Source organism: Ensifer sp. EB106-05-01-XG146 (genome assembly GCF_058791875.1).
On sequence record NZ_JBYTDX010000003.1, the window covers coordinates 1,213,968 to 1,240,050 of the forward strand.

Sequence of the window (26,083 nt, forward strand, 5' to 3'; positions counted from 1 at the left end):
CGGAGGCGTGGCGTTTTACTGTCCTTTCCAGAAGAGTTGATCGCTTAACCCGAGCCTCCCCGCAAAGTTCCAGAAAGCGTTCCCGCGCCGATGGATGCAATCTGCGATTGTGCGCTCGGCACAAGAGCGGACAAATTCGTGCGCGTTATCGAATTTGCCCATCGCATGACGGCGTTCCGCCCGATTGAGCGAGGCGCGCCGCATTGCCGCAGGAACCGAAGAACGGCTGCCGCCACTCCCAAAAGCAGAGGAGACTTCGCGACGCGATCGGCATTCTCCTGAACGCCAAGATCGCAAATCCTCAGCGCGCGCGGGAATCGCCTCTGCCCCTAGCAAACAGCGGGCGTCCGCAAGGTTGCGGTCAGTGACAATTTCCGGCCGTCAGCCAGAAGGGTTTTCGTTTTCAGGCTTGTTGGCCTCTCCCAAGGCGCTCTTGGCACCCTCGATCGCGCCCTCGGCAGCTGCACCAGCCGTTGCTTGAAGCTGGCCGCGAACGCGATCCGAAACCTCGCCAGCGGTCTCATCCTCAAAGTCCGTTGCGGGGAGTGCCGCTCCGATGGCCGCACCGATCGCAAAGGCCAGCGCTCCGCCAACCAGAGGCTGATCTCGAAATGTCTTGAGCATGGCGGCATTCAGCTGCGCCCCGTGATCCTGAGCACTCTCATGGGCGCTCCGAATGCTGTCGGCTGCTGACCGGGCGGCATCTGAAACGGCACCGGAAACACCACTGGCCGCCCCCTTCACCTCACGCCATGTCGCTGATGCCCAGCCGGTTGTTTCATCGAACAAACTGCCTGCCTCATCCCGGATTTCCGCAATCGCCTGGCCCGACGTATCGGCGAAACCGCGATAGACGGTTCCACTTGGATCGACGAAGTGACCGGCCCTTCGGCCGGCCGCATCGGTCTTCGCCCGAAAACGACTGCCGTCCTCATCCTCAAAATGGCTGTAGCGCTCGCCAAAATTTGCCTCGATCGGTCCGACCCGTCGCAAATTGCCCTTTACTCGCGCAAGCGGGTAATCATCCACTCCCTTGTCAACGCCCGACGCTTGAGGCGCTCGCGAGGCGGGATCGGCAAGGAGCCATGCAAGACCGATCCCTGTCAATGCGACTGGGATCGGGTTCGCCTTCATTGCCCCACCCAGATTGTTGAGGAAGTCGGCACCTCCACTCCTTCTGGCATAGGCGATGAATTCATCCATTAATTCGCCAGGCGACATTCGCTCTTGAATGGCATGCAGTTTTTCTTCAATCCTTTGACGGTCGGTCTCGATCTCCCGTTGAAGGTCCGCGGACGAATGCATGTCGACGTTCATTTCACTGTCTCCTTGGCCACGTCGAGGTCGCGCTGGAGCGACGCCGTCGTTTTTTCAAACCGAATGCTGCGGTTTCCGAGCCTGGCAAGGCTGCGCGAAATCATAACCCACGCGAGGACGCCGACGACAAGACCAACGGCGACCGCTGAGAGCGCATGGGCATTTGCCTCTTGCATTCCCTGCTGCATCAAAAAGGCGCCCAGACCCTCGACCACAGCGCTCAGAAGCACGCCGATCGCGGCAATAGCAAAGATAAGGCCAACCATGAGCGTCTCGATGCTGCCGATCGCCCGGTCAATATTCTCGCTTGCCTCGGCCTTGGCGAGGTCGATCTCCTTGCGAAACAGTCCGGCTATATCGGTCACCAGTCCCGTCATCAGGTCGGGTAAAGAGCGGTCGTCACGGGGGTTATGCATCGCGGAAGTCCTTTTCAAATGACCAATCGTCGCCTGCGCGGGGGGATGACGAGGAGTTCGATGTCTTGGTGGCCGTTCGCTTTGCCGAAGCGATCAGAAATCGGCTCGCTGCCAGTCCCGCAATCGCTGCCATGCCAAGAAAGGCAAGGGGCTGCTTCCGCCCATAGTTTTCTGCAATCGACGCGATTTCACCGAGATCCCGGTCTTCGCATTCGCGGGCCAGCCGTCCGATCGAATTTCCAAGGTCCTGGGTGTAGCGGCCAAGCCCCGGTTGATCGGAATCGCGAAGTTCAGATCCCACCTTCTCCATGGCGCCAGCAAGACCACGCAATTGGCGCGCCAATGCCCCCTTTTCGTCATCCACGACTTTGGCTGCCGCCGCTTTTGCCTGGCCCGAAAGATCGTCACTCGCGACGTTCTGGTCGACGCGGGGCCGACCTGCATCGCTCTCGCCCCCCCCAGAATAAGGGCCGCCTTCTTGTGAGGGCGAAATAGGTTGCTGTTGTTGTTGTCTACGGTTCTCCGGGTTTTCGATCATCACAAACCTCCTGGTTCTCTGACGCGGGCCCTTCGTTGCGATCCAACCAGCGGATCGCTATCTTGTTCCCTGCCTCATACGGCACTCGGCTTGGCGTTTGTTCGATCCGAAGGCGCTGCCCAATGAAGACGCTGGGCGACTGCGATCGATCTCGTGGAACAACCCCGCCCTGCGCAGGGACTCCCTCAGCCCCTGCACAGCACCGCAGCGTCCGCCAACGGACGCTGCGGTGCTGCGAGCTTAGGGCTCTACTGTCCGATCATGTTGAGGAAGATGCCGTTCCTCTTGCTTTGCTCAAGAAGGGCCTCAACCCCCTCGATGAGGGCCTAGCTCGAAAACGGCTTGGAGAGAATTGGGGCAGTTTGGGCGCTCCCGAACTTCAAGATAAGAAACGCTATCGATTTCTCCTTGCAGGCGTCTGCTACCCGAAGCCCGCTATCCCCTGAAGGTTCTTGTCCAGCATGACGACATCGACTGGCGGCCCACCTCTAAGCTCGGCGTCCCTCCATTCGCTCCTTGAAACCTCGATGAGGTCGTGGTGGTAGGAGATTTTCTTGGACCAGGCGTGGGTTTCTATCGGTTGTCCGCATTTTGCTCATGGATTGGAACTTTTCCCGGTCTTTTCGGGTTCACGCAACAACCTTTTCGTGTGGACCAGGTGCGAATGGAGAGGAAAATGAAATGGCTTCCTGTCACCGCAGTTCTTATCGCTGGCCCCGCCTTTGCCCAAAGTGCCGAACTTGAATCGGCCTGCACGTCGGTCGCAAGGAATTTTTTCATGACCGACACGCTGAATGTCGGGGTCGTGCAATCGTTCCCTGAGCTTAAGCCCCCTGGCGTCCGCTTCAAATATTCTGAGAGATCGGATACGAAGAAGGCCGAAATGTCAGATACGTTCGACTGCGAATTCGATCAGCCAAATCCGATCACAAAACTCCTACGCTTCTGCGTCTCCCGGACTTGCTACTCTTCCGACCAGGAAGATGGCGAACGCCGACGCCGATTTGAAGAAATGCAGCTTCTTATGCAAAGAGGCAAAAGCGCCAGAAAATAAGCATGGCACCTTCTAACTGATGGGTCTCGGCGGACGGCGTTCGAGGGCCAACGCTAAACGAGATCTGCGGCGCCAGACCATTGGGCGTGCCAGTGAGGCTCGGCTCACGATGGCACGTCGACTATCCGCAGCAATCACATTTCCTACAAAGCAGAGAACGTCCGGCGTTGACTTCTTGATGCTAAAAGCAGCTCCCACCCGACTTCGGCAAATGCAACTTGCGTAAGCGCAAAGAATTGCGGACTAGCCTCCGCTCATGGTTCGAGTGCTCCGGTCGGGAGTGGAAAAGACCAAATGCTTAGGAACCAAAAGCGTTTCGCCGAGTTTGAACATTGCCTTTAACGGGCTGAGAACAAGGAACCGAACATCATGAAGAACGTACTGCTCGCCGCGGTCTTCCTCGGCGCATCGAGTTTGGGCGCGCTCGCGCAGACCGCCACACCTCCGGCTACGGCAGATGGTGATACGCCTGCCGTGGCAACACCAGACACCACCAATCCAACAGCGCCCGTCGCCGGTGCCAACAGTTTCACTGAAGAACAGGCCAAGGATCGCCTTACTGATGCCGGCTACACCGATGTGACCGGTCTAAAGCTCGACGACAAGGGCGTCTGGCGTGCAACTGCCTCGAAGGACGGCAAATCCATGCAGGTCGCGCTCGACTACCAGGGCAACATTGTTGCCAACTAACTCCAGCAACGAGGAAATTCCCATGAAAACCGTTAGTGGACTTTTTGACGACTATTCGGACGCCCAAGCAGCAGTGTCAGCCCTTGAAGATCGCGGCGTGCCGTCGGACGACATCAGCATCGTTTCCAACAATGTTGGCGATTGGTACGGCACTGCAGACGAAAGCAACGCGGCTGAAGGCGCTGGGACGGGCGCCGGTGTCGGCGCTGCGGTCGGTGGCATTGGCGGCCTGTTGACTGGTCTCGGGCTCATGGCCATCCCGGGTGTCGGGCCGGTGGTCGCAGCCGGTTGGCTTGCCGCGACCGCGGCGGGTGCTGCCGCCGGCGCGGTAGCAGGTGGTGCCGCCGGCGGGATTATCGGAGCGATGACGGATTCGGGCGTTCCGGAGGAACATGCCCATGTCTATGCGGAAGGCGTACGGCGCGGTGGCACGGTCGTCACGGCACGGGTCGACGACGCGCTCCAGGCGGATGCCGAAGCGATCCTGCGCCGAGGGACCTGGGTGGATCCTGTCCAACGCCGCGCCGCCTACACGGAACAGGGCTGGACACGCTTTGACGAGACGCTCGATCCCTACACCGCCGACGAAGTCGAGAAGGAACGTCAACGTCTCGAGAGCATGCGCTAGTTTGAACCAAGGCGGCCATGATGCGTTCAGATCACCTGAACCGTAAACTGGCCTTCGCACGTTCCTGATGATTGGCAGGCTCTCTCGTCGCAACAACGGCACCTGACAAAAGCGCTTAGACGTTTCGTAGAGTTTGACGAAATTGACCGTGGAACGATTTGCATACCGACAGGTTGCGTCCCTCCCGGGTGTCGAAAGGAATGGAGCCATGGTTGCCCCGCGAGCGAACTGGAAAGGCTACATCAAGTTCGGAGAGGTCACCTGTCCAGTGGCACTTTACACCGCCGCGTCCTCGTCCGAACGCATCAGCTTCCATAGGCTCAATCGAAAAACAGGCAACCGGGTAAAGCGCGAGTTCGTTGACAGCGAGTCGGGAGAGCCCGTTCAGGCCGACGATCAGGTAAAAGGCTATGAAATCGAGGGTGGACGATACGTCGTCCTGGAACCTGAAGAAGTCGCAGCGGTGGTTCCGGAAAGCGACAAGACCCTGAAGATCGAGGCCTTCATTCCCTGCTCGCAGATCGACACAACCTATTTCGACAAACCCTACTATCTTGCACCCGACAAGATGGGCGGGGAGGCTTTCGCACTGCTCCGTGATGGGATGGCTAAGGCCAAGGTCGCCGCGATCGCCAAGACCGTGCTTTTTCGCCGGCTACGAACCGTACTTATCCGCGCACACGGCAAGGGGCTGGTGGCGGCAACCCTCAACTTTGACTATGAAGTGCGATCTTCGAAAGAGGCGTTCCAGGAGCTTCCCGACCTCAAGATCGAGGGCGAGATGCTGGAACTTGCAGAGCACATTATCCACACCAAGAAAGGCAGTTTTGACCCCGGCGACTTTGATGATCGGTACGAGGCGGCTGTTGCCGAGCTGGTCAAAGCCAAAATCGAGGGGCGTGCCCTGCCGAAGAAAAAGTTGCCCGTAGCATCCAAACCCGGCGATCTGCTCAAGGCGCTCCGCGAGAGCGCGGGCGTCAATGCGAGCAAGTCGAAGTCCAGGCGTCAAGCGGCCAACGCAAACAAGGGCGCTCGTCGGCAAAAAGAGTCGAGCTCGTCTTCCAAGTCGAAACAGGCGGCAACGTCGCGTCGCACCGGCTGACGGGAGATTGAGCCATGGCTGTCCGCCCCTACTGGAAAGGCTATTTGAAACTCTCGCTGGTGACGTGCCCGGTTGAGATGATGCCGGCCACGTCCGAGAGCGAAAAGGTTCGCTTTCACACGCTTAATCGCGAGACCGAGAACCGTGTCGTCAGTCACTTCGTCGATGCGGTAACCGGGAAAGAGGTCAAGGAAGACGATGAGGTCATGGGTTACCAGCGCGGGGAAAAGGAGTATGTCGTGATCGAGGACGAGGAGCTTGAGACCGTCGCACTCGAAAGCACCAGGACCATTGATATCTCGACGTTCACCCCGCGCGACAGCCTCGAGTGGATATGGCTCGATACGCCTTACTACCTTTCTCCGAGCGAACCGGTCGGCCAGGAGGCCTTTTCTGTTATCCGAGATGCGATGGAAGCTCAGAAAATGGTCGGTATTTCACGACTGGTCATATCGCGTCGGGAACGAGCCGTCATGCTCGAGCCGCGTGGCAAGGGGATCGTGCTCTGGACATTGCGCTACGGCGACGAAGTTCGTGGCGAAGAAACGTACTTCACCACCGCGAGCGACGCCAAGGCGGACCCCGAAATGATGCCGCTTGTGCAGCGATTGATAAAGAAGCTGACGAAGGATTGGAGCCCCAGCATGGTGGAGGACCCCGTGCAGGAACGCCTGGTCGACATCATCGCTGCCAAGAAGAAGGCGATAAAGAAACCGTCCAGGGCCAAGTCCAAATCGTCAACCACACCATCGCCACCCAGCAACGTCGTCAACATCATGGACGCCTTGAAAAAGTCGGTCGCAGCGGAGCGTCGTCCCCGGAAATGAACCATCCGCGACCCTTAGACCTTGACGACGGCACGGCTGGCTCTCGTCAGCCCACGGGCAGGTTCTGCGCCAGCGCGATGGGATCGATGACCCTCTCAAGTTCAAAAACATAAAACCGATCGTCATCTCGCATGGCCATCAGTCCCATCAAGCTGTCGTCATTGATCCGTCGAAAATGGTCGACGATCGACTGGTCGTCATAGATCATGGCCGCGCTTGCGACGCCTTCAAAGGCAACCGTTTTGATCGAGGCGACGGGACCCTTTGCCTGAAGGCACCGTTGAAGACCGGCAAAAAGCACGGCGGCAAGGGCCGTTCTTCCAAACGCATGAAAGCGAACTGCGAGGGGAAGCGGAACCCACTTCTGCCCCCGCGACGCGCCTGCCGCAAATCTTCCAATGTCGGAAACCATCAGCCCCGCTTGAGTTCAGAGGTCGGCGTCGTTTTTTCGGACCAGGTCCTTACCAGTTCATCGAGTGAACCCCGCGGCCAGGTAGCCCAGACAAGTTCATCGCACCCATGGAGGGAAATAGAGATTGCGGACCGTTCTGATATCTGCTATTTCGCCGTAAGACCTGGTTAGAAGGACTACTCCAACATGCGTGGCGATCGCGCGCTCGTAGGGGCGATCTCCCATCGAGGAGTATCGGATAGCGCGCCTGTATTTTTTTCCTTGCCCTTTGCCTTTACATCCTGCTCCTCGTCACTAATTGTGCCTGTCCACGTGCCTTCCTTGTCTCCGGTTCGCTTCGCTCGGCTTCCGTTTCTGCCCAGCGTTGACGAAGTTCTAACCGCGAACGTCGCTCGGCGGTTCGGCCCTGATTTTGGTGAGGGCGCCGGGACCGTGCGCGCTATGAACCGCTTCGGGCCGAGATCGGATTTCACTTGCGCCCAATTGAGAGGCATGGAGGCAGTCGCCCCTGACCGGGCTCGCGGCGATAGTGGAGCGACCGCCGTCGGGCCGGCTTTTCTGCCTTAATCTCGGCAGCTGGCTTATCCTCGCGGAGCCCCTTGAAGGCGGCTTGCCGCACCAGCCCGTCGGCCGTCGGCACCGGCCGCGCCGAAATCATACGGCATCAATCAACGCCTTTTCCGCCGGTCGCACCGTAAACTTCACCATTGACGAAACTTGCCTCCTGCGAGGCGAGGAAGACGTAAATAGGGGCCAGCTCGACCGGCTGGCCGGGCCGACCGAAATCGCTGTCCTTCCCGAAGTTCTTCACTTTCTCGTCAGGCTGGCCGCCGCTTGGCTGCAAGACCGTCCAGAATGGACCCGGTGCCACGACGTTGGCCCGGACACCCTTCTCGATGAGTTGTTTTGCGAGTGCCTTGGTGTAGGCGACGATCCCAGCTTTGGTCGTGGCGTAGTCGAGGAGAATTGGCGATGGCTGATATGCCTGGATGGACGCGGTTGTGATGACGGACGCACCTGGGGGCAAATGCGGCTCGGCGGCCTGAACAATCCAGTGCAAGGCGTAGAGGTTGGTCTTCAGCGTGGCGTCAAAGTCCTCGGACGTTACAAGCGAGACGTTCCTGCGAAACTGTTGTCGGGCCGCGTTGATCACCAGGATATCTATGCCACCAAGCTCGGACAGTGCCCGCGACACCAACGCGCGGCACCAGTCTTCATCCTTCACATCACCCGGCAAGGCGAGCGCCTTGCGGCCCTCGGCCTCGATCAACTCGATAACCTCTTTCGCGTCCGGTTCTTCCTCCGGCAGGAACGATATGGCGACGTCGGCACCCTCCCGTGCAAACGCAATCGCTGCGGCTCGTCCAATGCCAGAATCTCCTCCGGTGATCAGGGCTTTGCGCCCTTTCAACCGACCTGCCCCTTTGTAGGTTTTCTCGCCGTGATCGGGCTTTGGATGCATCCTACCAACAATACCGGGCATGGATTGTGGTTGAGGGTCAAACGGCGGCGAGGGGTACTGTGTTCGGGGATCTTGCATCATCAGACGATCGGTCATTGGTAAATCCTCATGTGGCGATAATCGGTTAAACTCGTGGATTGGTTTCGGGTTCCCGTCCAGCAATTCGGAGGAACCAAACGACAGGCTCCACCGTTCATTTGACGTCTCTTCAACCTCTTTTCGCGCCGAGGGAGAAAACGTTCCATGCAATTGCTGCACAGGGTCCTTGCCGACGTGCAGTTGATGCTTCGTCGTCCGCCGAGGTTGCAGTATGCGGCCTTGTGCTATCGTGTCCGCACAGGGCATTCGCTCGAAATACTTCTCATCACCAGCCGCGATACCGGTCGCTGGGTCATCCCAAAGGGGTGGCCCATGAAAGGAAAGCGTGCTCATGAGGTCGCGGCAAGGGAGGCGTTCGAAGAGGCCGGCGTAAAAGGGAGCTGTGAGAGGGCTCCAATTGGCCACTACGTCTACAGGAAGAAGTTAGATAGTGGCCTGAAAGTTTCTTGCAAGGTCCACGTTTTTGCGATGAAAGTTGCTGGCCTGCGCGGGAACTTTCCGGAGAAGGGCGAGCGCAAACTTGTCTGGTTCGAATATCGAGAGGCCGCCCGTCGCGTCGCTGAGCGATCCCTACGCGACCAGATTTTACGCTTCGGCAGTGCGACTTTGCCTTGAAGACGCAAACTGCGACGATTCCATTCTCGTACATTTTTGAAGTTTGTATCGTCGTCTGTCGATATCTTGGCGAGCGCTGGCGGACCGACCGTCGCGGGAGGGGTGGGTAGCGAGCTCGACTGCCATTGTGTGGGCCAAAAGGAGAGGGCGGAAAAATCCGGATGTTCTCCATCTCCATAGCGGTTGGCTTGACGCGGCCTGCGACCGCTTATCGGCTCGGACCTCAAGTCGACGCCCGAGGCCGCGCGATGGCGCTCGATCTCCCTCTTCGCCAGACCGCCCGGCTTGTCTTTCCAACACCGTGATCAGCGCTCGTAGCGCGAGTTCGTCCAGCTTCTCGATACCGACATGCTCGTTTACGCCTTGGAGGTCTGAATGCTCATCGAGTTAGGCCTGCATAGCTATGCTGTCGCGATCTTGAGAGTTCTCCAGGACGAACACGAAAAAGTGATGATTGTCGTGCTGTTTATGACGGGCGCCCAAACGTGTCGCTGAAAGCAAAAAGCGCCCGGTAAGCCGAGGCAATGACGAGGACAACAGCGGCGATCACATCGGGTTTACATGAAGGTAAACTGCTGGCCTCATCACTTCTCAGGCAGAACGAACTCGTGAATCCTGTCGATCGCCGAGAACCGACCGTTCCCCTTACCCTTGCGAAGCCAAGCTCGTTCTGATTCCGGCCTCAGTAAACCGCGTCAGCTGCATTTGAGTTGCGTCTTCAGTATAAAGGACATGAACCGCCAAGCCGCTTTCGGTGAGCCTTTGAGCCTCCTCATAGGCCTCTTCGAAGCCAACCGGAACCGCGTCTGTTGGCGCGGAGGGATCGTCCTGGGTCAACACATAGAAAGTGGAGTTTCGAATATCTGGGGTCATCGGCGCTCTCCTTCTCGCACACCACCAACTGCCGGAGGACGCGATAGTTCCTAGGTGATTTACGTGCGTGCGCTTCTGCTTGGTGCCGTTGAACCTTATCCGCGACCGGCGCGCTTTGGTTCGTCCCAATCAATTAGAACGGATGTCCGGGACGCGGTGTTAAACCGGCCTTTATTCCGCCCGCTTCTTGATCCTCTTTTAAGGAATACTTTCCTTCTACGGAGACTGGCCCATGGCGACCGGCGCATCCCAGCGATTGCACGACGGGGTCGCTGCCGTCGAAACGATGACGCGGTTTGCCATTGCCGTCCTAGCCCTTGCCTCCGGCGTGTACACTTATCTCGGCGTGCGCAGCATCCTGGACGGTTCGCCAACGGCGATCTTCTTCGCAGCGATTATCTACTCGGCCTCCGTCTCGGTCGGCATCTACGCTTTCTGGTCCTATATGGCGCGCTTCTTTCCGCATATCACGACCCATACGGGCCGCGCCGCCATGCTCGGTGTGATGGCCATCGGCGCGGTCATGATCATGGCCATGTCAAGCTGGCTAAATGCTGCTGCACTAGCAGGTTCTGCGGCACTTGAGCAGCACCTGGCCGAGACGGTGGAAGACTATACCGCCGACCTCGACCAGGCGCACCAGAACGCACTTGCTGCCCAGAGTCTTCTGCCCGATATCCAGCGCGCCTCCGAGCGCTTTGCTCAGCTGGCGCTTTCGGAACGGCAATCGGGCGCTCTGACCGGTACGACCGGTTCAGGAAGCGTCGTTCAGTTGCTGTCGCAGATGTCAGCGCAGATGAAAGATCTAGAGAACGGCATCAACGCCTCGCGCGAACAGGTAACGACGTTGTTCGAACAAGGACAAAAGCGGCTTGAGACCATGCGTACGCTGGTATCGGCGCCCGGCGCCATTGAACCGCGTGCCGACCAGTTCTCCTCGGAAGTCGTGGCGCTCACCGGGGTCATAGCCTCGCTCGGACAGACTTCAATTGCCCCTTCGATCCGTCGCGCGGCCGATGATCTTTCGCTCGGCTTTATTGCACCTGTCGCCGACGGTGGCGATGCCGACCTAGTTGACCGCCAGGACAGGGTAATGGCGACAGTGCGCGCTTCAGTAGCGGCCCAGTCGAAGGTTCTGTCCGACGCCGCTGACGAGATCCTTGCGCGCGCACCGGTAAAGGAGCGAAGGTTCGTTCCACTATCGTCCGCCGAAGCAGTTTTGCGCTACGCTTCGGACTTTATTCCAGCATGGGCTGGCGCCATCTCCATCGATCTCCTGCCCGGTGTACTCGTGTTCATTCTTGCAGTCGTGCACGGCGCGATCCGAAAACAGGAAGAGAGGATGCCATTTGCCGAACGCATCACGGCAGCCGAACTCGTGCAGGCAATAGAATTGAAGCGTGCGCTGGCGGAAAGCGGCTCGGATCTGATGGAGGTTGCCGCCGAGCTTGAAGCGCAGAAAACTACGGAAGAGGCAAACAACATCACAAACCTCGACCCGAGAATACGTCCCAAGGATCGCCCACATGAGGATCGATGAACCGATCAAGGCCTTGAAGCGCCTCGACGATGGCACCGCGATGCGAGGCGTGTTCTATCTATTGCTGTCGTTGACAGCGATTTTTCTGATTATCGACGTTCGCAACATGGAAACCAGCCCCAAGCTGTCAACCGCCGACCCAGCCTACCAGGTCCCGTTCATGCCGCCTGCAGGAACCAAGGGGGATCCGAGCGATGCTGCGCAAAGCCCATCGAGCCCGACCGAAGTGCTGAACAAGCCGATGACATTGGAACTTGGCCCCGGCGGCGTCCTGCTTGTCGAAGGCACCTTCGATCCAGGCGCGTCTTCGCGCTTTGCCAGAGAGATCGAAGTTCGCGGCGAGTATGTAAGAACCGTCGCGCTCAACTCCCCAGGCGGCTCAGTGGACGACGCGCTGGCAATTTCCAAGCTGATACGCGAAAAATCGCTGACGACGAAAGTGGTGTCGAGAGCACTTTGCGCATCCTCATGTCCAATCGTGCTTGCAGGCGGCGTTGAACGCCTCGCGGAAAAAGATGCGGTGGTTGGAGTGCACCAGCTATTTACCGTCAGAAACGTCATACCCACCGCAGACGAGCTCATGTCGACCACACAGTCCGCCACCGCACGTGTCGCCCGCCATCTCGAGGCTATGGGCATTGCTGCCGAACTCTGGTTCAACGCTTTGGAAACGCCTGCGGACCGCCTTTATTATTTGACGGCGAAGGAAATGGCTGATTTTCGACTGACGACTACGCCAGCTGCGAGTTCCAAGAAGAGAAGTTAGGTCTCTACCGAGCGGATCAGCTCTACGCTAGGGCATGGACAATGGCGGGCCTCTTTGGTTGGATTAAACACAATCGGACACAGGAGGACTTAACACCGATCTTGAAGGCGGGCGTAGAAATCAGCGCGGGGCCGTGCCTCTTGACGCCTATTTCCTGGAAGCCCCGTCATAACGTTTCTGGGATCGTGACCCCAGACTGTGTGTGCTTTGCATAAATGCAATTGGCGCGATCTGCAGCGTCCGCGGTAGATGAGAGGTTAGGCATGGCTCGCAACTCAACCGGTGAGAGAACTGTCGGGTTCGAGCGCACAAAGGCTGTGCACTGGAGCTTTGGCTGTCGAAGAAATACCCAGCGCTGATTTACTTCTGGGAACAATGGCTTCCTTCCGGGCTTTTCTATGGAAGTGGAGGCCGGAGTGGTGATGACGCGCTATTTCTTCGATCTTATGAATGGTGACGGACAGACGCGGGATGATCTGGGGCTTGAGCTACATTCCCGCGAGGCCGTCATGCAGGAAATCACGCGCATCCTCGTTGATGTCGCACGCGACGAATTGCTTGAGGGCTATGGCACTGAAATTTCAGTTTCTGTGCGCAGCGAAGAGGGCAAACCTATCTCCGTTTCCAGCCTCACGTTTCGCAACCGCTGGCTCGATTGATGGATTTGCGTTCGTCTGGCGAAATCTCGCGCCTTCCATTGAAACGCTGCGTCGCAGCATTATATTGTGCACTGCAGCAATGATTACCGAGTGCTGTATGAGGCCGCTATGATAGCCATCCTGGCCGTTACGGCCTGGAGGTTTCGTTATGCGCTCCTTGTCTAACACCCTCGCTTTGCTCAAGCAGTTCCGCACACATCCGGTCGACCCTTCTCGAGAGAGCCACTTGTCGGAATTCGAGGCCTTTGGACCGAACCCTGGCCAGCTTGAGGCAAAAGTTCATGTCCCATCGACAGTTATTCCACGACCGGCGCTCGTCGTCGTCTTGCACGGCTGCACCCAGACGGCGTCGTCATACGACACAGGCTCGGGATGGAGCAGATTGGCCGACGACTATGGCTTTGTCGTCCTCTTCCCGCAGCAGACCCGCAGCAATAACGCCAATCTTTGCTTCAACTGGTTCCAGCCGAACGATATGGCGCGCGGCGATGGTGAAGCGCTTTCAATCCGCCAGATGGTCGAGACCGCCGAAGCACGTTATGACATCGATACCTCGCGAGTTTACATAACCGGGCTTTCGGCAGGTGGAGCGATGGCCAATGTGATGCTGGCGACCTATCCCGAAGTCTTTGCCGGCGGCGCAATCATAGCCGGCCTCCCCTATGGCACGGCACACACGATACCCCAAGCGTTCGACCGCATGCGCGCGCAAGGCATTCCCGACACTAACACGCTTCAAAAGCTGCTTCGGTCCGCATCCAAAACAACGGGCCCATGGCCGGCGATATCGGTCTGGCAGGGAACGCAGGACATGACCGTCAACTCGGCCAACGCAGATGCGATTGTCGACCAGTGGCTGGGCGTTGTTGAAACCCGAGGATCGCCCCGGGTAGACCAACCGACGTCGCGGCTTGAACGCCGGGTCTGGGTCAATGCCCACGGGGAGGAACGCCTTCAGCTTTACCGCGTCAAGGGTATGGGCCACGGCACACCGATCGATGCGAAAAGTGGGTACGGTCGGGCAGGGCCCTACATGCTTGACGTCGGCATTTCGTCGACCGAGGAAATTGCCAAATCGTTCGGGGTTGCGGCGCCACCCTTGAGACAGGTGAACCCGGGCGTCGCCACTGACGTCGCTATCCCCAAGGCTCGGAGCAACGATAATCCGAGTCCCAAGGGACCGGCGGACGGCATTCGGCGGACGATCGAAGACGCGCTACGTGCAGCGGGTCTGATGAGATAACACCGCGCACACTTCCTTCGTGGCCACCCGCCCTTTTGATCTGACGACTCGCCGCGTGGAGATGCCTCAAACGGCGAGTGACGCCGGCGCAGCGAACATCCAATTTACAAGGTCGCCCACCCTGATGGGCCGTACTCTCAGCCCTCACGCTATGCGGTGGGTCCAGACGATTTCTTGAAAAGCGGCCACATCGAGCGGCGACGGCGCGCACATCTAGACGCGCACATCTAGATATGTCGCGCTGCCGTCACTCCATACCGCATACCCCGCGACTGAGCCGATACGGACGGTTGCACTCCCAGCCGTTTCCGGAACGATCCAGATGTGCGTTTTCAGGAAGATTGATCTGTGAACATACCGATCCCTTTGCTTCAAATCCCCGGTCACATTTCCATTTCTGGCCATAGGAGTTGTCCGCAAAGGTTGCATTTTCGGGAACCTTTACAGCAACACAGGCCTGATCTTTCATTTCAAATCCACGGTCGCACAACCATTCATTGCCGCTGGTGGTCAGGTAGGCATGGTCAGGAACGATCAGTGCGACGCATTTGCTAGCGATGACCTGATACCCCCGTTCACAGATCCAGCCCTCGCCATAGCTCGAATCCGTCAGATACGCCTTGTCCGGCACCTCGATGAGGTCGCATTCAGTATCGCGCTGACGATATCCGTGCATGCACTTCCAGCGGTCACCAGAATAAGAGTCGAGAAAAGCATTGGCGGGCAGCCGAACCGCAAGGCACTGGCCGTCCTTTTCGGCAAACCCGTAATCGCATTCCCAGCCGTTGCCATAGGAAGCGTATGTCAGGAAAGCATTGTCGGGAGCCGTCACAGCAACGCAGGAATCGGCCTCTTGTCGGAATCCACGATTACACTCCCATCCCGATCCGTAGCGTTTTGCTTCGGAATTTGCTGGCACCGACCCTTGACCATATGCCCCAGGGATCAAGAGCAGAGTTGCGGATAGAAGAACGCTCGCCTGTATAGCCAACGCTAGGAAGAACGGTTGAAGCATGTCCTTATGTCTCCAAATGGGCGGTTGAGTGGTCACAGAAGTGTGAAGCCATTGCGGCCGGCGCTTACCTGCGCCCATCGGTTCGTCCCAACCAATGCCAGATTGTCGTGGCAGGGAACATACTGCGCATAGCGCTGTGCAGTTCGCAGCCTCAAGTGTCTAGGACCGACCGGAATTTGCTGGATCGCAAGGCGAAAATGTCTGTTCGGTGTAGGACATGGCGCCCCCTTGATTGGGGCCAGGGTATCGAACCCTCATACAGCAGCGCCCGTGACATCTGCTACTGGAGACTGGACACTGCGCCTTTGTCATTCGAATAGCAACCGCTCTTTACCCTTATTTGGTTTGCCTGCCGAACGCCCCTAGCAATCATGATCTCCCATGTTTCCATGCTTTGATCGCGCACGAACCGGGTCGTCCCAAGGCGGTCGGTGGTCTTCCGTCGCGAGAAGGGTTGTTACGTCGCGACGGCGGCACTGTCAGAGGCCGCACACCTTGCCGGCTAGTCGGCGCTGACTGTCGGCATGAGTTGCGCCGGCGTCTCAATCTTTTGCAAGCATTTCTCGAACTATTCGCGCCAGATCGTCCATGGAAAACGGCTTGGTCATCATGTCCATGCCCGGTCCGAGAAAGTCCGCGCGTGAGGATGCTGTTGCTGCATAGCCCGTTAAGAACAGAACACGGAGGCCCGGCCTCCTTGCCAGAGCCACTTCGGCCAACTGCCGCCCGTTGATCCCTGGTAAGCCGACATCGGAAACCACGGCATCGATGCGCTGCGCGCTTTCGATTATCGGCAGCGCATGTTCTCCGTCTTCGGCTTCGAGCGTCCTGTATCTAAGTTCCTTCAGAACGTCGACGATCAGCAGCCTCACGGCGCTGTCGTCTTCCACAACGAGCACGACCTCACCTTCACCCATCAGACTCCCGTGTTGGGACGGAGCCGAGCCGATGCTTGCTTTGTCGGCGCCGGACCCATCCGGGAGAAAGAGCGTGACTGTCGTACCCGTTCCCAGCTGGCTCGTTATTCGTGCGTGGCCGCCCGTCGACCAGTGCGACTTAAGTGCCATTCGGAATTGGCCGGCCCGCTCAAAGCTATTGTCGGCGTTGGGCCGAAAGTTAACCAACGAACCTCTGTCCTTGAAGAGAATCGAACCCGCAGCTGGATCTTTCCGGGCGTGCGACTTGCAAATGACTATGCCAAAAGTCACGAGCGCACGGATTTTCGCAGCATCACGGGTGCACTGAAATCGGACCCATCGAGCGATTCGCACCCAGGGCTCTAAACACACGGATCGTATTTGCATGAGAAATAATGCTTGCAGAATTAGCAAGCATCACTATGTTTGCTAGCATGAACGGCAAGCAGAAAAAGACTCTCGTGGCGGTTTTCAAAGATCCGGTCTCGGGAACCATAGAGTGGGCCGGTATAGAAAACCTGCTTGTCGCTGCCGGCGCGAACGTCATCGAAAGAAACGGCTCGCGCGTTAAGTTCGAAAAGGACGGCATAATCGCGAGCTTCCATCGTCCTCATCCCGACAAGGAGGCAAAACGTTATCAAGTTTGCGATGCTCGCGAATTCCTGACGCAAATTGGAGTAGAACCATGAACACCATGACTTACAACGGTTATCACGCTCGCATAGAATTCGACGCGGAGGACGAGCTGTTCGTCGGTAAGATTGCTGGCATTTCGGACGTAGTCGGGTTTCACGGGGATAGCGTTTCTGAACTGAAGAAGGCGTTCCATGAGGCTGTCGATGATTACCTTGAGACCTGCAAGAGCATCGGCAAAGAGCCTCAAAGACCCTATTCCGGCAAGATGATGTTTCGAGTTGCTCCCGAAGTGCATCGCCGAGCTTCTCTGGCTGCCGAACTGTCGGGGAAGAGCCTCAATCAGTGGGCCGAGGAGGCATTAGACGAAGCCGCGGCGCACGTCGCAGAGGCCCGCCTTTCGGCATAGGCCATTCGCTTCCCCGCAAGGTCGGCCGGCAGGGCTCTCGTCCGGGTCGAGGTCAACGGTCGTCACCAACACTAGAATGAACTTGGGCGTAAGGAACCCTCAATTCATCCGAGGTCGGACGAAACTCGCGACGGGGCGACGATCCGAAGGTGCAGTTCAGTCGTTAGACAACTTTAGGCGGCCCAGAGCCTTTGCAAAGATTGCTTGCGGAGAAAGCCTGTCCAAGCAGGCCCATAGCAGTTGTTGCTACCTCGGTAGAAAATCCATGTTCGCAACGGGCCGACTCTGTCGGCGCAAGCCGGCTGCCGGGCTGCGGCGATTGTCGCCAGCTAAAACCTGAACCGCCTGCGTCGGGGTCATGATTACGGCGTTGGCAAATTCAAGTTTCTTCGGAAGGCGCGCAAAGCCTTCGTTGGTGGTCACGAACACATGGCGCCTGCCATTTTCATGTGCCCAGAACGCCTGAGCAGCGCCAAGGCAATTGCGCCAATGCCAAGCAGCGGCGCTGGACAGATCCTTTTTGTCCAAGCCGTAGCTCACCGCGTAGTCCGACCATCGTGCTGGCGTCGTCGGAAAAAGGGTTCTGAAGATAAGTCGCTCGCGCTCAATCGCCGCTTCATCACTCATAATAGAGAAACCATGGAATGAAAAACCGTGTCGCCCGATCGGCCGCAAGAGGCTGATGTGACCAAGTCCGAGCGCGCTCATTCGGCTTTCAAAGTCTGCAAATCGTTTTAGATGTGCGCCACCGGGCTGACGTTCATATGCGCTCGAAGCCAAAATGGCGATATCCGCCTCTCCACGCCTTGCGGCCTCAATCAACGTGCGAATGTCGCCGTGGGCCGATCTCTTCTCATCGATGTTGATGAGACAGTTGTTTTCGAGCGTAAAACTCCGCATCTCTTCACCATGTTGCTCTAGTCATTCAATGCTCGCCATTTGCGAACCAATCCCACAATTATAAGTCTGGTTCTTAAAGCGATGCGCGCTTCGTGGACATTCGGCTTGGCAGTAAAGAACAAACGAACAAGCGATCGCTCAAAGGTAACAAGGACACAAATCGCCATGGCGGTCAGTTCCCAACGGAACATTAGGCGACGACAAACGCAAAAATCATGAACTCTCTCCGCTCAGCGGGGAGCTGCTTGTTCTTGTCCGCACGGGTCGGCTCGATCGGCGACAATCGCCTGAGAGGTTGGATCTTACCAAGCCTCGAAGGCTGCCTTAAACCACATCGTGCGCACCGCTTCAGGCGAGATGAGCCGCACGCGCGCCAAAGCGGCGGCGGTCAGCCGCGTCATCGATCGGCTGTCGAAGAACTCGAATTCCATGCCAAAACGGTCCGCAATCGGCTTAAACTCATCCTTCAGCATTTCTAGCGCCCGCCCCCCTTCGGAGCGGAAACTGACACGCATGAAGTGACCGGTATCAGCGTCATCGAACTGTGCGCTGTCGGATGTTTGCATTCATCTTCCGCCAGGAAGGAGGAGATAGCGGCGACGATGCTGCGGGTGGATGCGCAGCGCACGCGCATGGCAAACTCGACATTGGTGTTCCTCTTTGTGGATCAGGATGCGGCTGGTGCCAAGCTGCGCCTCAACGATGCCGGGACAAATCTTGAGACCGACACCGCACAAAGGCTTCGCTGCTCCAAGCCCATTTTTGATCACTCAGCAACCCGGCTAATCGGTTGGATAAATGGTCCGCGATAAGTCACCCTCTGCGGGTGGGGAAATTGCTTCGTCCTCATCCAGAAGGCTCAGCCTGGCGATTGCGGTGTCCGATATGCTCGTCAGAAATTCAGCCTGGGTCCAACCCAAAAGGCAAGCTTCCTCGACAAGGACCTGGATTGCATAGTGCACCGTCTGCTCGAGTTCGACCTTGCGCTCAAGCGTCCCAGGGGGCTGATTTGGACGTTCAATCATGGCTTTTCTTTCGTTTGGAGATTAAGGTACTGGCGCGGCAGCAGATCGGGCCCGGCGGATAAGATCAAAACACCGTGCTCAGACTATCGTTCCCCTCTTTCGACTGAAGACTGGCGTTAACATCATGAGCCTCGATTTTGAGGTCGCCCCCAGTCCACTTTCGCTCGTCAGTAAAGTTGATACGCAGTGCCATCGGGGCATGGAACATCAGCTGAACGGAACAAGAGATGCCGGGTGGAGTTTAAGCGTCTACCGATGCTCCTTCTAACCCAAAGGAAAAGCCATGACCAAACTAGCCTCGGTCCGCGGCATTGGCGATCCATCCGCCACAAATTCGACGATGAGCAGGCCACCGACCTCGCGTTAACAGCGATCGCGACCTCCGTCGTAAATCAGCAGATGCCTGAACGGGAATATATGACAGAAGAGGAGAAGCACATGGTAAGCACTGCACTTAAAGCCCTGCTAAGTGTCCTTGCGGTGGCAGGATACCAGAACAGGGAGAAGATCGGGGAGCTTCTGAAAGGTCTGACCCAGAACCGACAAGACCAAGGGCCAACCGGTCAGCAGGAGGCCGGAGGAGGTTTGGGTGACCTGCTTGGCGGTCTGACTGGAGGCTCTGGTGGCCTCGGGGGCTTGCTCGGCGGTTCATCGACCGGCGGCGTGTTGAGGGGTGGTCTCGGCGATCTCCTCAAACAGTTCGAGCACAACGGACACGGGGAGACCGCAAAATCCTGGGTGCAGACCGGTCCAAACAGCGAGATTGATGATAGGCAGTTATCGGAAGCGCTCGGGCCGGAAGTCCTGGAGGATCTTTCCGCGCGGACGGGTCTTTCTCCTGAGGAGATTTTGAGCCGCCTCAGCCGAGATCTGCCAAAGGCGGTTGACGATCTGACCCCCAACGGCGTCCTGCCTCAAGAGGACGACCCTTTCGAAGGGCAGATCACTCCTCCACCCAAGACCCAAATCATATAGTCGAAGAGGCCGCCGCAAGGCGGCCGCTTCTTTGGCGTTTCTCAGGCGGGCGTTGCACAGGAATCAGACGCGCTACCCTAGCGGCACCTCCACAATCACGTTGCATACTTGGCTCGACCCGGAACATCGCACCCGTTCCGGACGCTGTCGGCGCTCTCATCTCCTTTTCAAGCCATTTGGTCGTGACGAGGATCGTTGCGTGTTTTATTTGGCGTGAATGTCTGCCAACAAGATCTTGGCGAGTTCGACGAACTGACCCGTTGGATACTTTGATAAATACGCTTCAATCATCTCGGCGTTACCGGTGTCCCGCACCGTTTCCCAGAATGAAACCTCGATACCTGGCTCGCCCACCCCAGACCCACCTTGAGCAACGCGCGCGGCTGCGAGTTCGGCGAACTCGCCCGCAGGGTATCGCTTCAGATATAGGAGATATTCGGCCGGGTCATCGCTCTCCTGTACCGCCTCCCAAAAAGCCACCTCAACCCGGCGCGCTTCATCTTTGTCTTGGTCTTCCGGCAAGGTCTGATCGACCGAAGAGGATCGCTCCGGGTGTTGGACGGACGTTAGCTCTGCACTGGGGCTTGGTTCGGACTGCGGGTCAAACAGAACACGGAACACCCGGAGCGGGCGCGAAATGTTCTTGACCTGGTGCTCGCCCAAATCCTCAAAGGTGGTGTCGACGCGATCGCGCAGATGATCTCGTACTCCTCGCGTTACACAGATGCCGCCGGCATCGGCCAGGCCTTCAAGCCGAGCGGCGATGTTGACCCCATCCCCGAAGATATCGCCGTCTTTCACCAGAACATCGCCGACGTTGATCCCGATGCGGAAGTACATCTTGTGTTTGTCGGCAAGCGGCCGGTTGGCACGCCACATGGCCTGCTGGATGGCGATCGCACAGTTGAAGGCATGCACAATCGATGGGAATTCCGCCAACACGCTGTCCCCCGCGGTCCCGAAGATCTCTCCATGAGCACTTTCAATAAGGCCGTCGATGATAGTACGATGTGATGTCAAGGTCGCCAGGGTCTGCTCTTCGTCGGCATTCATCAACCGCGAGTAACCTTCGATATCGGCAGCCAGGATCGCTGCAAGCTTTCTTTCAAGTGGTGGCGCCTCCATGTGAACGATCCGATCCAACGCGTGCGTTTCGATGTGCAGTCGATGATCAACCGATGAGCACGCGGCTTTGTTCCTTCCGTAAACGTTTGATCTCATCCGCGGGCGTATCACCCAAAGGCCGAATTTTGCTCGACCGAAATCTGCCTCGAGGTGGAGTGCCGCGAGGGTTCTAACAGGGTAGTTCCACTCCGCTTCCCCTCGCACCAAGGTGCGGATTCCGATCTGAAGCCGGCCACTATTCCGATCAAAATCCGGCCACCGTTCCGATTTGAAGCCGGCCACGATTCCAATCAAAGACCGGCCGGTTTCCGGCTCTGAAGATACCCCTTGGGTCAGCAACTTTGGCATCAAGCCTCCCGGTACACGAGGAGACTTTGATGCCAGCAAAGAGAAGGCTGACCATGCGACAATTACGACAGATGCTCCGGCTTGCCGGAAGCGGGACAAGCAGCCGAGAGATTGCGGTGATCCTCGGCGTTGCCCGCAGCACCGTCCAGGATAACCTGAAGCGGGCTGCGATGGCGGGGCTGAACTGGCCATTGCCGGGAGAACTGACAGACGATGCTCTGGAGTCTCGGCTTTTCGCCCGCGCCGGCGTTAAGCAGGGCCAACGGCGACGTCACGAGCCGAACTGGGCGCAGCTCTCTATCGAATTGAAGAAGCCCGGCGTGACGCTGCTGATCCTGTGGGAGGAATATCGCGGCGTCCACCCCGACGGCTACGGCTACAGCCGTTTCTGCGAGCTGTTCCGTGGGTTCGAGCGGCGCCTGTCGCCGACGATGCGCCAGGAGCATGCGGCCGGCGACAAGGTCTTCGTCGACTATTCCGGCAAGAAGGTGCCGATCGTTGATCGCAAGACTGGCGAAGTCCGCGAGGCGGAGCTGTTCCTCGGCGTGCTCGGCGCATCGAGCTACACCTTCGCCGAGGTGACCTGGACCCAGACCTTGCCGGACTGGGTCGGCTCACATGTGCGCATGTTTGCCTTCTTCGGCGGTGTGCCCCGCCTGGTCGTGCCCGACAATCTGAAGTCCGGCGTCAGCCGCGCCAGCTTCTACGATCCCGAGATCAACCGCAGTTACGGCATGATGGCGTCCCACTACGGTGTCGGCGTTCTGCCGGCCCGACCGCGACGCCCGAAGGACAAGGCCAAGGTCGAGAACGGCATGCGCTTCGCCCAGAGTTGCCTTCTCGGCCGCTTGCGCAAGCAGACGTTCTTCTCGCTCGCCGAGGCCAATGCCGCAATCGCCGACGTGCTGGAGCGCATCAACAATCATGTCATGCGCCGGTTGGGTGTCAGCCGGCGCCATCTCTTCGAGACGGTCGAACGCGCGGCGCTCGCAAGCTTGCCCGCCGAGGAGTACGAGTTCGCCGAATGGCGCTTTGCGCGGGTCTCGACGGATTACCATGTCGAGTTCAGGAGCTTCTTCTATTCCGTCCCGCACGCGCTCATTCGTCAGCAGGTCGATATCCGGGCGACCGCGCGAATGATCGAGATCTTCCATCGCGGCAAACGCGTCGCGGTCCATCAGCGCCGCTATGGCGGGCCGCGCTATGGAACAGACCCGGCGCACATGCCGAGCTCCCACCGCCGATACGCCGAATGGACGCCGGAGCGCTTCCGGCGCTGGGGCGCGTCCATCGGTCCGCAGACCGAAGGGCTGATCGTCGCCATTCTCGCCAGCCGGCCACATCCCGAGCAGGGCTTCCGAACTTGCCTCGGCATCCTGCGCCTCTATCGCGACCTCGGCCGCGAGCGCGCTGAGGTCATTTCGGCACGGGCCGTCGAGATCGGCGGCCTGACCTGCAAGACGATTGCCTCGCTCATCGCAACCCACAAGGCCCCCAGACATTCCACCGAACCCGCCGCCGTCATGGAACACGCCAATCTGCGTGGCCCCGGCTACTTCCATTGAGGAGACACCTGATAATGCTGACCAATCCCACCATCGACATGCTGCGCGAACTCGGCCTGACAGGCATGGCCAGCGCCTATCAGGAACTCGAGGCGCAGCCAGAAGCCAGACACCTCGAGCATGGCGAATGGCTCGCTCTGCTGCTCGAACGCGAGGCGACCACGCGCCGCCAGAAGCGCTTCGAGGCAAGGGCTCGCGCCGCGAGGCTGCGCCATGATGCCCAGATCGAGAACATCGACTTCCGCGCCGCCCGCGGCCTCGATCGCAATCTCGTCCTGAAGCTCGCCAACTGCGACTGGATCAGGCAACACCATAGTCTCTTGCTGATCGGACCCGCCGGCGTCGGCAAGAGCTGGCTGGCCTGCGCGCTCGGACACAAGGCCTGCCGCGAGGACTTCTCCGTCGCCTATCATCGCCTGCCAAGGCTGTTCGCCACCCTTGCGCTGGCGCGCGGCGACGGCCGTTATCCCAAGGTCCTCAAGGCGCTCGCCAGAACCGACCTGCTCATCCTCGACGACTGGGGTCCGGAGAAGCTCAACGACGAGCAGCGGCGCGATCTCCTGGAGATCGTCGAGGACCGCTACGAGAAGCGATCCACCATCGTCACCAGCCAGGTGCCCGTCGATCACTGGTATGACATGATCGGCAATCCAACGATCGCCGATGCAATCCTCGACCGCCTTGTCCACAACGCCTACCGCATCGAACTGTCCGGCGAGAGCTTGCGAAAGCAGCGTCAAACACCATCCGCCGCTTGACCACGCGACAATCACGCGCCATGCAAAACAACGACCCAGGGGAGCATCAACTGGCCAGCTTCAGATCGGAATGGTGGCCGGAATGAAATCGGAATAGGTGGCCGGCTTCGTTTCGGAATCAGTGGCCGACTTCACCGGAATACGCACCAAGGCATCGGCCAGAGGGTGAAAGGCTTCAAAGTTGACGTCCTACAAGCCTCAGCGCAGGACTCCTGCTTCACGGGCAGCTTCTTCAAAGGCCAATCGGGCCATGTAACCAGGCAAGTGACCATTCATGGCTTCGAGACAGGTGGTCAAAGCAGCCTGATATGCTGGACCGGATCTGGATCCGGACCAATCGTTTCGCAAAACCGCCACCGCTTCACTGGCTGATCCAACCAACACCTCGTGATCCGCTTTGGGCAGGCTTATCACAACGCTTTCGTTCCAGGGGGCCGGTTGTTTTGCTTTCTCTAGATCGCGTCCGTAGCGTTCCTCGCGTTCCCACCGATCCTCTGCCATGGCGTTCTCCTTCTCGAACACCTTCAAACCGGAAAAACAGGAATGTGTTCCCAGTTCGAGCAACGAGGTTGGGCACGGATCCGCCCCCTTTTTTAGCCGGTCTGCCTTCTTCCCGTTATCGAGGTGCCCCCGCAAGGCTCCTTGTTCGGGAACTGTTGATGGGGTCGCGAAGCGACAGCCCCCCCCCCGCACTTTCACGCGGCGTCTTTCAACGCGTCAGGACGTTGTAGGTGGCCCACCGCTGATCTCGCAGACTGCTTCTATCCCCCGAGTGACGAATGTCGGGATTTCGCCGGCGTCCAGTTGGCGCCGAGTATCTTTAGCACTGCTTTGCTCTCCGCTGAGGCCATAAAGCTACGGGCGCGGGATCGTCGACGGGCAAACTCTTCCCGTGGCGGGATCGGCCGCCTGTGGAGTCGTCGCACCGTTGTCCCCGGAACCATCGCAGCAGGCACATTTGAACAAATGCGTAGCCAAGGCGTTTAGCTGCTATCCACAATTCACAGGAGGAAATGACATGGATTGGGACCGTGTTGAAGGTAACTGGAAGCAATTCAAGGGACAGATCAAGGAACAGTGGGGGAAACTGACCGACGACGACTTGGACCAAATCGCTGGCAAACGCGATCAGCTCGAAGGCAAGATACAGGAACGGTATGGCCTCGAAAAAGATCGGGCACGACAAGACGTGGATGACTGGTTCGGCCGGCAAACCTGGTAATCTTCAGAGCGCCCCGCCCCAGGCGGAGCATCTGGTGTGCCCCAAGCGGCCCGACGGCTACGGCGCGTCGGGCCGCTAAACTGCCCTCCAGCTACCGGTCGGGAAAACTTGCTTCAGATAAACTCGCGCGCTGTTCGCCGCGAAAGAGCATCCATTTTGTATTGAAGGCGATACGACTCTCGGGGGGAAAGGGTGCTCGATCGGGCGGCAGTTCGAACTGCACAACTGAAGCGAATTTCTCCAACCTCACCTCAAGATGCCGAGTGCCTGCCACGCGCCGGCTTCCGGTGATAGACCCCACAAGACCGTGTTCGGATCCCATGACGAGTTGTATATCGTGGGCCGAAAGTAGAGGGCCGCCTGACCATCGTGCTCAGTTGTCGGTAGCCCCGTAGATCGGCCCTCAAGCCAGATCTCGCGGCCGGAAACACTGACGCTTAGGCAGTTCGACTGGCCAATGAACCCGTAAACGAACTGAGACGGGTGAGCGGAGATCTCGTCCGGCGTGCCCGTCTGCTCGTTTGAGCCGTTGTTCAGCACCACAATACGGTCGGCTAGCTCAAGCGCCTTCCCCTGGTCGTGCGTGACAAAAACAGTCGTGTATCCAGTTCGATCGTGGATGTACTCGACGAGGGTGCACTGTTCGAGAGTGCCATGTGGCTCGAGCACCCCGACGCGGTGCGGACGAATAGGGAACTTTTCGGATCGATGGCCGTTTGTGATTTGCCGATGATCCCGACGCCGGATCATCGACCGGGCTGCGACGCGAAGGCGTGCGGAACCCGCCAGGTACACGCTCGCTTGGCCCCGTTATCGCCTTTCGGGGCCATTTTTTTGTGTTCGCTCCCTGCCGACAGGAACCTGTTCAGCCCCGTGCGTTTTTTCGCTTGTCTTGATGCCAAGTGTCCCCCGAAGTAGCCCCTCGCCTCGTCGCGCCCGACGGGGCCACT

General features: G+C 58.4%; 29 protein-coding genes and 1 pseudogene. 17 read left to right on the top strand and 13 right to left on the bottom strand.

Annotated features, from left to right (window positions below; translation table 11 throughout):
* Positions 1–381 precede the first annotated feature (381 nt).
* The 3 genes from AC3WVQ_RS34365 to AC3WVQ_RS34375 are packed head-to-tail and all read right to left on the bottom strand — an operon-like array spanning position 382 to position 2,271.
* On the bottom strand, positions 382–1,317 hold the full coding sequence (locus tag AC3WVQ_RS34365; protein ID WP_404526944.1) for a DUF3618 domain-containing protein: 936 nt from the start codon (positions 1,315–1,317) through the stop codon (positions 382–384).
* Entirely contained in the window at positions 1,314–1,733 is a 420-nt protein-coding gene (locus AC3WVQ_RS34370) for a phage holin family protein (protein WP_034800315.1), read from the bottom strand. The genes AC3WVQ_RS34365 and AC3WVQ_RS34370 overlap by 4 nt, the downstream gene beginning before the upstream one ends.
* Positions 1,726–2,271, bottom strand: coding sequence for a nutrient deprivation-induced protein (locus tag AC3WVQ_RS34375; RefSeq protein ID WP_162728928.1), 546 nt, complete (start codon positions 2,269–2,271; stop codon positions 1,726–1,728). The genes AC3WVQ_RS34370 and AC3WVQ_RS34375 overlap by 8 nt, the downstream gene beginning before the upstream one ends.
* 676 nt (positions 2,272–2,947) lie before the next feature.
* Here AC3WVQ_RS34375 and AC3WVQ_RS34380 point away from each other — a divergent pair.
* From AC3WVQ_RS34380 to ku (AC3WVQ_RS34400), 5 genes are all read left to right on the top strand, one after another.
* A complete protein-coding gene (locus AC3WVQ_RS34380; protein ID WP_034800313.1) occupies positions 2,948–3,325 on the top strand; it encodes a hypothetical protein in 378 nt (125 codons plus the stop codon).
* 369 nt (positions 3,326–3,694) lie between these two features.
* On the top strand, positions 3,695–4,015 hold the full coding sequence (locus tag AC3WVQ_RS34385; protein ID WP_029742951.1) for a PepSY domain-containing protein: 321 nt from the start codon (positions 3,695–3,697) through the stop codon (positions 4,013–4,015).
* Positions 4,016–4,037: 22 nt separating this feature from the next.
* Positions 4,038–4,643, top strand: a complete 606-nt coding sequence (locus AC3WVQ_RS34390; protein WP_029742952.1) for a general stress protein — start codon at positions 4,038–4,040, stop codon at positions 4,641–4,643.
* 208 nt (positions 4,644–4,851) lie between these two features.
* Positions 4,852–5,745 carry a non-homologous end joining protein Ku gene (gene ku / locus AC3WVQ_RS34395; protein ID WP_492383534.1) on the top strand — a complete coding sequence of 298 codons (894 nt, stop codon included), beginning with the start codon at positions 4,852–4,854 and terminating at the stop codon, positions 5,743–5,745.
* Between the two features lie 14 nt (positions 5,746–5,759).
* Complete coding sequence (gene ku, locus AC3WVQ_RS34400) at positions 5,760–6,572, top strand: non-homologous end joining protein Ku (RefSeq protein ID WP_112977423.1); 813 nt, start codon at positions 5,760–5,762, stop codon at positions 6,570–6,572.
* 46 nt (positions 6,573–6,618) lie between these two features.
* Here ku (AC3WVQ_RS34400) and AC3WVQ_RS34405 read toward each other — a convergent pair whose 3' ends face one another.
* The 3 genes and pseudogenes from AC3WVQ_RS34405 to AC3WVQ_RS34415 all read right to left on the bottom strand — a co-directional run bounded on the left by AC3WVQ_RS34405 (position 6,619) and on the right by AC3WVQ_RS34415 (position 8,542).
* Positions 6,619–6,984: a DUF4334 domain-containing protein gene (locus AC3WVQ_RS34405; RefSeq protein WP_492383535.1), complete on the bottom strand. Its 366-nt coding sequence runs from the start codon at positions 6,982–6,984 to the stop codon at positions 6,619–6,621.
* 407 nt (positions 6,985–7,391) lie between these two features.
* A pseudogene (gene ligD, locus AC3WVQ_RS34410) lies at positions 7,392–7,529 on the bottom strand (non-homologous end-joining DNA ligase LigD); the annotation flags it as partial.
* A gap of 119 nt (positions 7,530–7,648) precedes the next feature.
* Positions 7,649–8,542 (bottom strand): SDR family oxidoreductase, encoded by an 894-nt coding sequence (locus AC3WVQ_RS34415; RefSeq protein WP_192358670.1) that lies wholly within the window; start codon positions 8,540–8,542, stop codon positions 7,649–7,651.
* A 147-nt stretch (positions 8,543–8,689) separates the two neighbouring features.
* On the opposite strand from AC3WVQ_RS34415, the gene AC3WVQ_RS34420 reads away from it, so the two are divergent.
* Positions 8,690–9,160 carry an NUDIX hydrolase gene (locus AC3WVQ_RS34420; RefSeq protein WP_060606913.1) on the top strand — a complete coding sequence of 157 codons (471 nt, stop codon included), beginning with the start codon at positions 8,690–8,692 and terminating at the stop codon, positions 9,158–9,160.
* A 645-nt stretch (positions 9,161–9,805) separates the two neighbouring features.
* Here AC3WVQ_RS34420 and AC3WVQ_RS34425 read toward each other — a convergent pair.
* Complete coding sequence (locus AC3WVQ_RS34425) at positions 9,806–10,033, bottom strand: hypothetical protein (RefSeq protein WP_029742849.1); 228 nt, start codon at positions 10,031–10,033, stop codon at positions 9,806–9,808.
* Between the two features lie 232 nt (positions 10,034–10,265).
* On the opposite strand from AC3WVQ_RS34425, the gene AC3WVQ_RS34430 reads away from it, so the two are divergent.
* The 4 genes from AC3WVQ_RS34430 to AC3WVQ_RS34445 all read left to right on the top strand — a co-directional run bounded on the left by AC3WVQ_RS34430 (position 10,266) and on the right by AC3WVQ_RS34445 (position 14,241).
* The gene (locus AC3WVQ_RS34430; protein WP_029742848.1) at positions 10,266–11,573 is read left to right on the top strand and encodes a hypothetical protein; all 1,308 of its coding nucleotides are present in this window, start codon (positions 10,266–10,268) and stop codon (positions 11,571–11,573) included.
* A complete protein-coding gene (locus AC3WVQ_RS34435) occupies positions 11,560–12,339 on the top strand; it encodes a COG3904 family protein (RefSeq protein WP_192358664.1) in 780 nt (259 codons plus the stop codon). Before AC3WVQ_RS34430 ends, AC3WVQ_RS34435 begins: the two co-directional genes overlap by 14 nt.
* Positions 12,340–12,761: 422 nt before the next feature.
* Positions 12,762–12,998: a DUF6894 family protein gene (locus AC3WVQ_RS34440; protein WP_492383536.1), complete on the top strand. Its 237-nt coding sequence runs from the start codon at positions 12,762–12,764 to the stop codon at positions 12,996–12,998.
* A 148-nt stretch (positions 12,999–13,146) separates the two neighbouring features.
* Complete coding sequence (locus tag AC3WVQ_RS34445) at positions 13,147–14,241, top strand: extracellular catalytic domain type 1 short-chain-length polyhydroxyalkanoate depolymerase (protein WP_492383537.1); 1,095 nt, start codon at positions 13,147–13,149, stop codon at positions 14,239–14,241.
* Between the two features lie 247 nt (positions 14,242–14,488).
* Here the strand turns inward: AC3WVQ_RS34445 and AC3WVQ_RS34450 are convergent, their stop codons facing one another.
* Both AC3WVQ_RS34450 and AC3WVQ_RS34455 read right to left on the bottom strand, forming a co-directional pair.
* The gene (locus AC3WVQ_RS34450) at positions 14,489–15,256 is read right to left on the bottom strand and encodes a hypothetical protein (protein ID WP_134888037.1); all 768 of its coding nucleotides are present in this window, start codon (positions 15,254–15,256) and stop codon (positions 14,489–14,491) included.
* A 542-nt stretch (positions 15,257–15,798) separates the two neighbouring features.
* Positions 15,799–16,173, bottom strand: coding sequence for a response regulator (locus AC3WVQ_RS34455; protein WP_244547874.1), 375 nt, complete (start codon positions 16,171–16,173; stop codon positions 15,799–15,801).
* Positions 16,174–16,607: 434 nt separating this feature from the next.
* Between AC3WVQ_RS34455 and AC3WVQ_RS34460 the strand changes: the two genes are divergently transcribed.
* Complete coding sequence (locus tag AC3WVQ_RS34460) at positions 16,608–16,862, top strand: type II toxin-antitoxin system HicA family toxin (protein ID WP_192358711.1); 255 nt, start codon at positions 16,608–16,610, stop codon at positions 16,860–16,862.
* Positions 16,859–17,215 carry a type II toxin-antitoxin system HicB family antitoxin gene (locus tag AC3WVQ_RS34465; protein WP_192358658.1) on the top strand — a complete coding sequence of 119 codons (357 nt, stop codon included), beginning with the start codon at positions 16,859–16,861 and terminating at the stop codon, positions 17,213–17,215. Before AC3WVQ_RS34460 ends, AC3WVQ_RS34465 begins: the two co-directional genes overlap by 4 nt.
* 246 nt (positions 17,216–17,461) lie before the next feature.
* Here the strand turns inward: AC3WVQ_RS34465 and AC3WVQ_RS34470 are convergent, their stop codons facing one another.
* A complete protein-coding gene (locus AC3WVQ_RS34470; RefSeq protein ID WP_192358655.1) occupies positions 17,462–18,115 on the bottom strand; it encodes a hypothetical protein in 654 nt (217 codons plus the stop codon).
* A gap of 302 nt (positions 18,116–18,417) precedes the next feature.
* Entirely contained in the window at positions 18,418–18,681 is a 264-nt protein-coding gene (locus tag AC3WVQ_RS34475; protein ID WP_492383538.1) for a hypothetical protein, read from the bottom strand.
* A 36-nt stretch (positions 18,682–18,717) separates the two neighbouring features.
* Here AC3WVQ_RS34475 and AC3WVQ_RS34480 point away from each other — a divergent pair, with 36 nt between their 5' ends.
* On the top strand, positions 18,718–18,927 hold the full coding sequence (locus AC3WVQ_RS34480; protein WP_492383539.1) for a hypothetical protein: 210 nt from the start codon (positions 18,718–18,720) through the stop codon (positions 18,925–18,927).
* 651 nt (positions 18,928–19,578) lie between these two features.
* The gene (locus AC3WVQ_RS34485) at positions 19,579–20,115 is read left to right on the top strand and encodes a YidB family protein (protein ID WP_060520266.1); all 537 of its coding nucleotides are present in this window, start codon (positions 19,579–19,581) and stop codon (positions 20,113–20,115) included.
* A 204-nt stretch (positions 20,116–20,319) separates the two neighbouring features.
* On the opposite strand, the gene AC3WVQ_RS34490 is transcribed toward AC3WVQ_RS34485, so the two are convergent.
* On the bottom strand, positions 20,320–21,588 hold the full coding sequence (locus tag AC3WVQ_RS34490; protein WP_492383540.1) for an adenylate/guanylate cyclase domain-containing protein: 1,269 nt from the start codon (positions 21,586–21,588) through the stop codon (positions 20,320–20,322).
* A gap of 29 nt (positions 21,589–21,617) precedes the next feature.
* On the opposite strand from AC3WVQ_RS34490, the gene istA reads away from it, so the two are divergent.
* Positions 21,618–23,153: an IS21 family transposase gene (istA, locus tag AC3WVQ_RS34495; protein ID WP_492382993.1), complete on the top strand. Its 1,536-nt coding sequence runs from the start codon at positions 21,618–21,620 to the stop codon at positions 23,151–23,153.
* Between the two features lie 14 nt (positions 23,154–23,167).
* Positions 23,168–23,911, top strand: a complete 744-nt coding sequence (gene istB, locus AC3WVQ_RS34500) for an IS21-like element helper ATPase IstB (RefSeq protein WP_060581982.1) — start codon at positions 23,168–23,170, stop codon at positions 23,909–23,911.
* Positions 23,912–24,109: 198 nt separating this feature from the next.
* On the opposite strand, the gene AC3WVQ_RS34505 is transcribed toward istB, so the two are convergent.
* Positions 24,110–24,412 (bottom strand): DUF982 domain-containing protein, encoded by a 303-nt coding sequence (locus AC3WVQ_RS34505; protein ID WP_492383541.1) that lies wholly within the window; start codon positions 24,410–24,412, stop codon positions 24,110–24,112.
* A gap of 517 nt (positions 24,413–24,929) precedes the next feature.
* Here AC3WVQ_RS34505 and AC3WVQ_RS34510 point away from each other — a divergent pair.
* Positions 24,930–25,133 (top strand): CsbD family protein, encoded by a 204-nt coding sequence (locus tag AC3WVQ_RS34510; RefSeq protein WP_029742764.1) that lies wholly within the window; start codon positions 24,930–24,932, stop codon positions 25,131–25,133.
* The last annotated feature ends 950 nt before the right edge of the window (positions 25,134–26,083 follow it).

Coding starts and splice junctions, on each gene's coding strand:
- ku (WP_492383534.1), top strand. CDS start 4,852: ATGGTTGCCCCGCGAGCGAACTGGAAAGGCTACATCAAGTTCGGAGAG.
- AC3WVQ_RS34490 (WP_492383540.1), bottom strand. CDS start 21,588: ATGCCAAAGTTGCTGACCCAAGGGGTATCTTCAGAGCCGGAAACCGGC.
- AC3WVQ_RS34455 (WP_244547874.1), bottom strand. CDS start 16,173: ATGGGTGAAGGTGAGGTCGTGCTCGTTGTGGAAGACGACAGCGCCGTG.
- AC3WVQ_RS34430 (WP_029742848.1), top strand. CDS start 10,266: ATGGCGACCGGCGCATCCCAGCGATTGCACGACGGGGTCGCTGCCGTC.
- AC3WVQ_RS34480 (WP_492383539.1), top strand. CDS start 18,718: ATGCTGCGGGTGGATGCGCAGCGCACGCGCATGGCAAACTCGACATTG.
- AC3WVQ_RS34450 (WP_134888037.1), bottom strand. CDS start 15,256: ATGCTTCAACCGTTCTTCCTAGCGTTGGCTATACAGGCGAGCGTTCTT.
- AC3WVQ_RS34405 (WP_492383535.1), bottom strand. CDS start 6,984: ATGGTTTCCGACATTGGAAGATTTGCGGCAGGCGCGTCGCGGGGGCAG.
- AC3WVQ_RS34375 (WP_162728928.1), bottom strand. CDS start 2,271: ATGATCGAAAACCCGGAGAACCGTAGACAACAACAACAGCAACCTATT.
- istB (WP_060581982.1), top strand. CDS start 23,168: ATGCTGACCAATCCCACCATCGACATGCTGCGCGAACTCGGCCTGACA.
- AC3WVQ_RS34435 (WP_192358664.1), top strand. CDS start 11,560: ATGAGGATCGATGAACCGATCAAGGCCTTGAAGCGCCTCGACGATGGC.
- AC3WVQ_RS34475 (WP_492383538.1), bottom strand. CDS start 18,681: ATGCAAACATCCGACAGCGCACAGTTCGATGACGCTGATACCGGTCAC.
- AC3WVQ_RS34415 (WP_192358670.1), bottom strand. CDS start 8,542: ATGACCGATCGTCTGATGATGCAAGATCCCCGAACACAGTACCCCTCG.
- AC3WVQ_RS34485 (WP_060520266.1), top strand. CDS start 19,579: ATGGTAAGCACTGCACTTAAAGCCCTGCTAAGTGTCCTTGCGGTGGCA.
- AC3WVQ_RS34440 (WP_492383536.1), top strand. CDS start 12,762: ATGACGCGCTATTTCTTCGATCTTATGAATGGTGACGGACAGACGCGG.
- AC3WVQ_RS34385 (WP_029742951.1), top strand. CDS start 3,695: ATGAAGAACGTACTGCTCGCCGCGGTCTTCCTCGGCGCATCGAGTTTG.
- AC3WVQ_RS34380 (WP_034800313.1), top strand. CDS start 2,948: ATGAAATGGCTTCCTGTCACCGCAGTTCTTATCGCTGGCCCCGCCTTT.
- AC3WVQ_RS34370 (WP_034800315.1), bottom strand. CDS start 1,733: ATGCATAACCCCCGTGACGACCGCTCTTTACCCGACCTGATGACGGGA.
- AC3WVQ_RS34365 (WP_404526944.1), bottom strand. CDS start 1,317: ATGAACGTCGACATGCATTCGTCCGCGGACCTTCAACGGGAGATCGAG.
- AC3WVQ_RS34445 (WP_492383537.1), top strand. CDS start 13,147: ATGCGCTCCTTGTCTAACACCCTCGCTTTGCTCAAGCAGTTCCGCACA.
- ku (WP_112977423.1), top strand. CDS start 5,760: ATGGCTGTCCGCCCCTACTGGAAAGGCTATTTGAAACTCTCGCTGGTG.
- AC3WVQ_RS34510 (WP_029742764.1), top strand. CDS start 24,930: ATGGATTGGGACCGTGTTGAAGGTAACTGGAAGCAATTCAAGGGACAG.
- AC3WVQ_RS34470 (WP_192358655.1), bottom strand. CDS start 18,115: ATGCGGAGTTTTACGCTCGAAAACAACTGTCTCATCAACATCGATGAG.
- AC3WVQ_RS34420 (WP_060606913.1), top strand. CDS start 8,690: ATGCAATTGCTGCACAGGGTCCTTGCCGACGTGCAGTTGATGCTTCGT.
- AC3WVQ_RS34390 (WP_029742952.1), top strand. CDS start 4,038: ATGAAAACCGTTAGTGGACTTTTTGACGACTATTCGGACGCCCAAGCA.
- AC3WVQ_RS34460 (WP_192358711.1), top strand. CDS start 16,608: ATGAACGGCAAGCAGAAAAAGACTCTCGTGGCGGTTTTCAAAGATCCG.
- istA (WP_492382993.1), top strand. CDS start 21,618: ATGCCAGCAAAGAGAAGGCTGACCATGCGACAATTACGACAGATGCTC.
- AC3WVQ_RS34465 (WP_192358658.1), top strand. CDS start 16,859: ATGAACACCATGACTTACAACGGTTATCACGCTCGCATAGAATTCGAC.
- AC3WVQ_RS34425 (WP_029742849.1), bottom strand. CDS start 10,033: ATGACCCCAGATATTCGAAACTCCACTTTCTATGTGTTGACCCAGGAC.
- AC3WVQ_RS34505 (WP_492383541.1), bottom strand. CDS start 24,412: ATGGCAGAGGATCGGTGGGAACGCGAGGAACGCTACGGACGCGATCTA.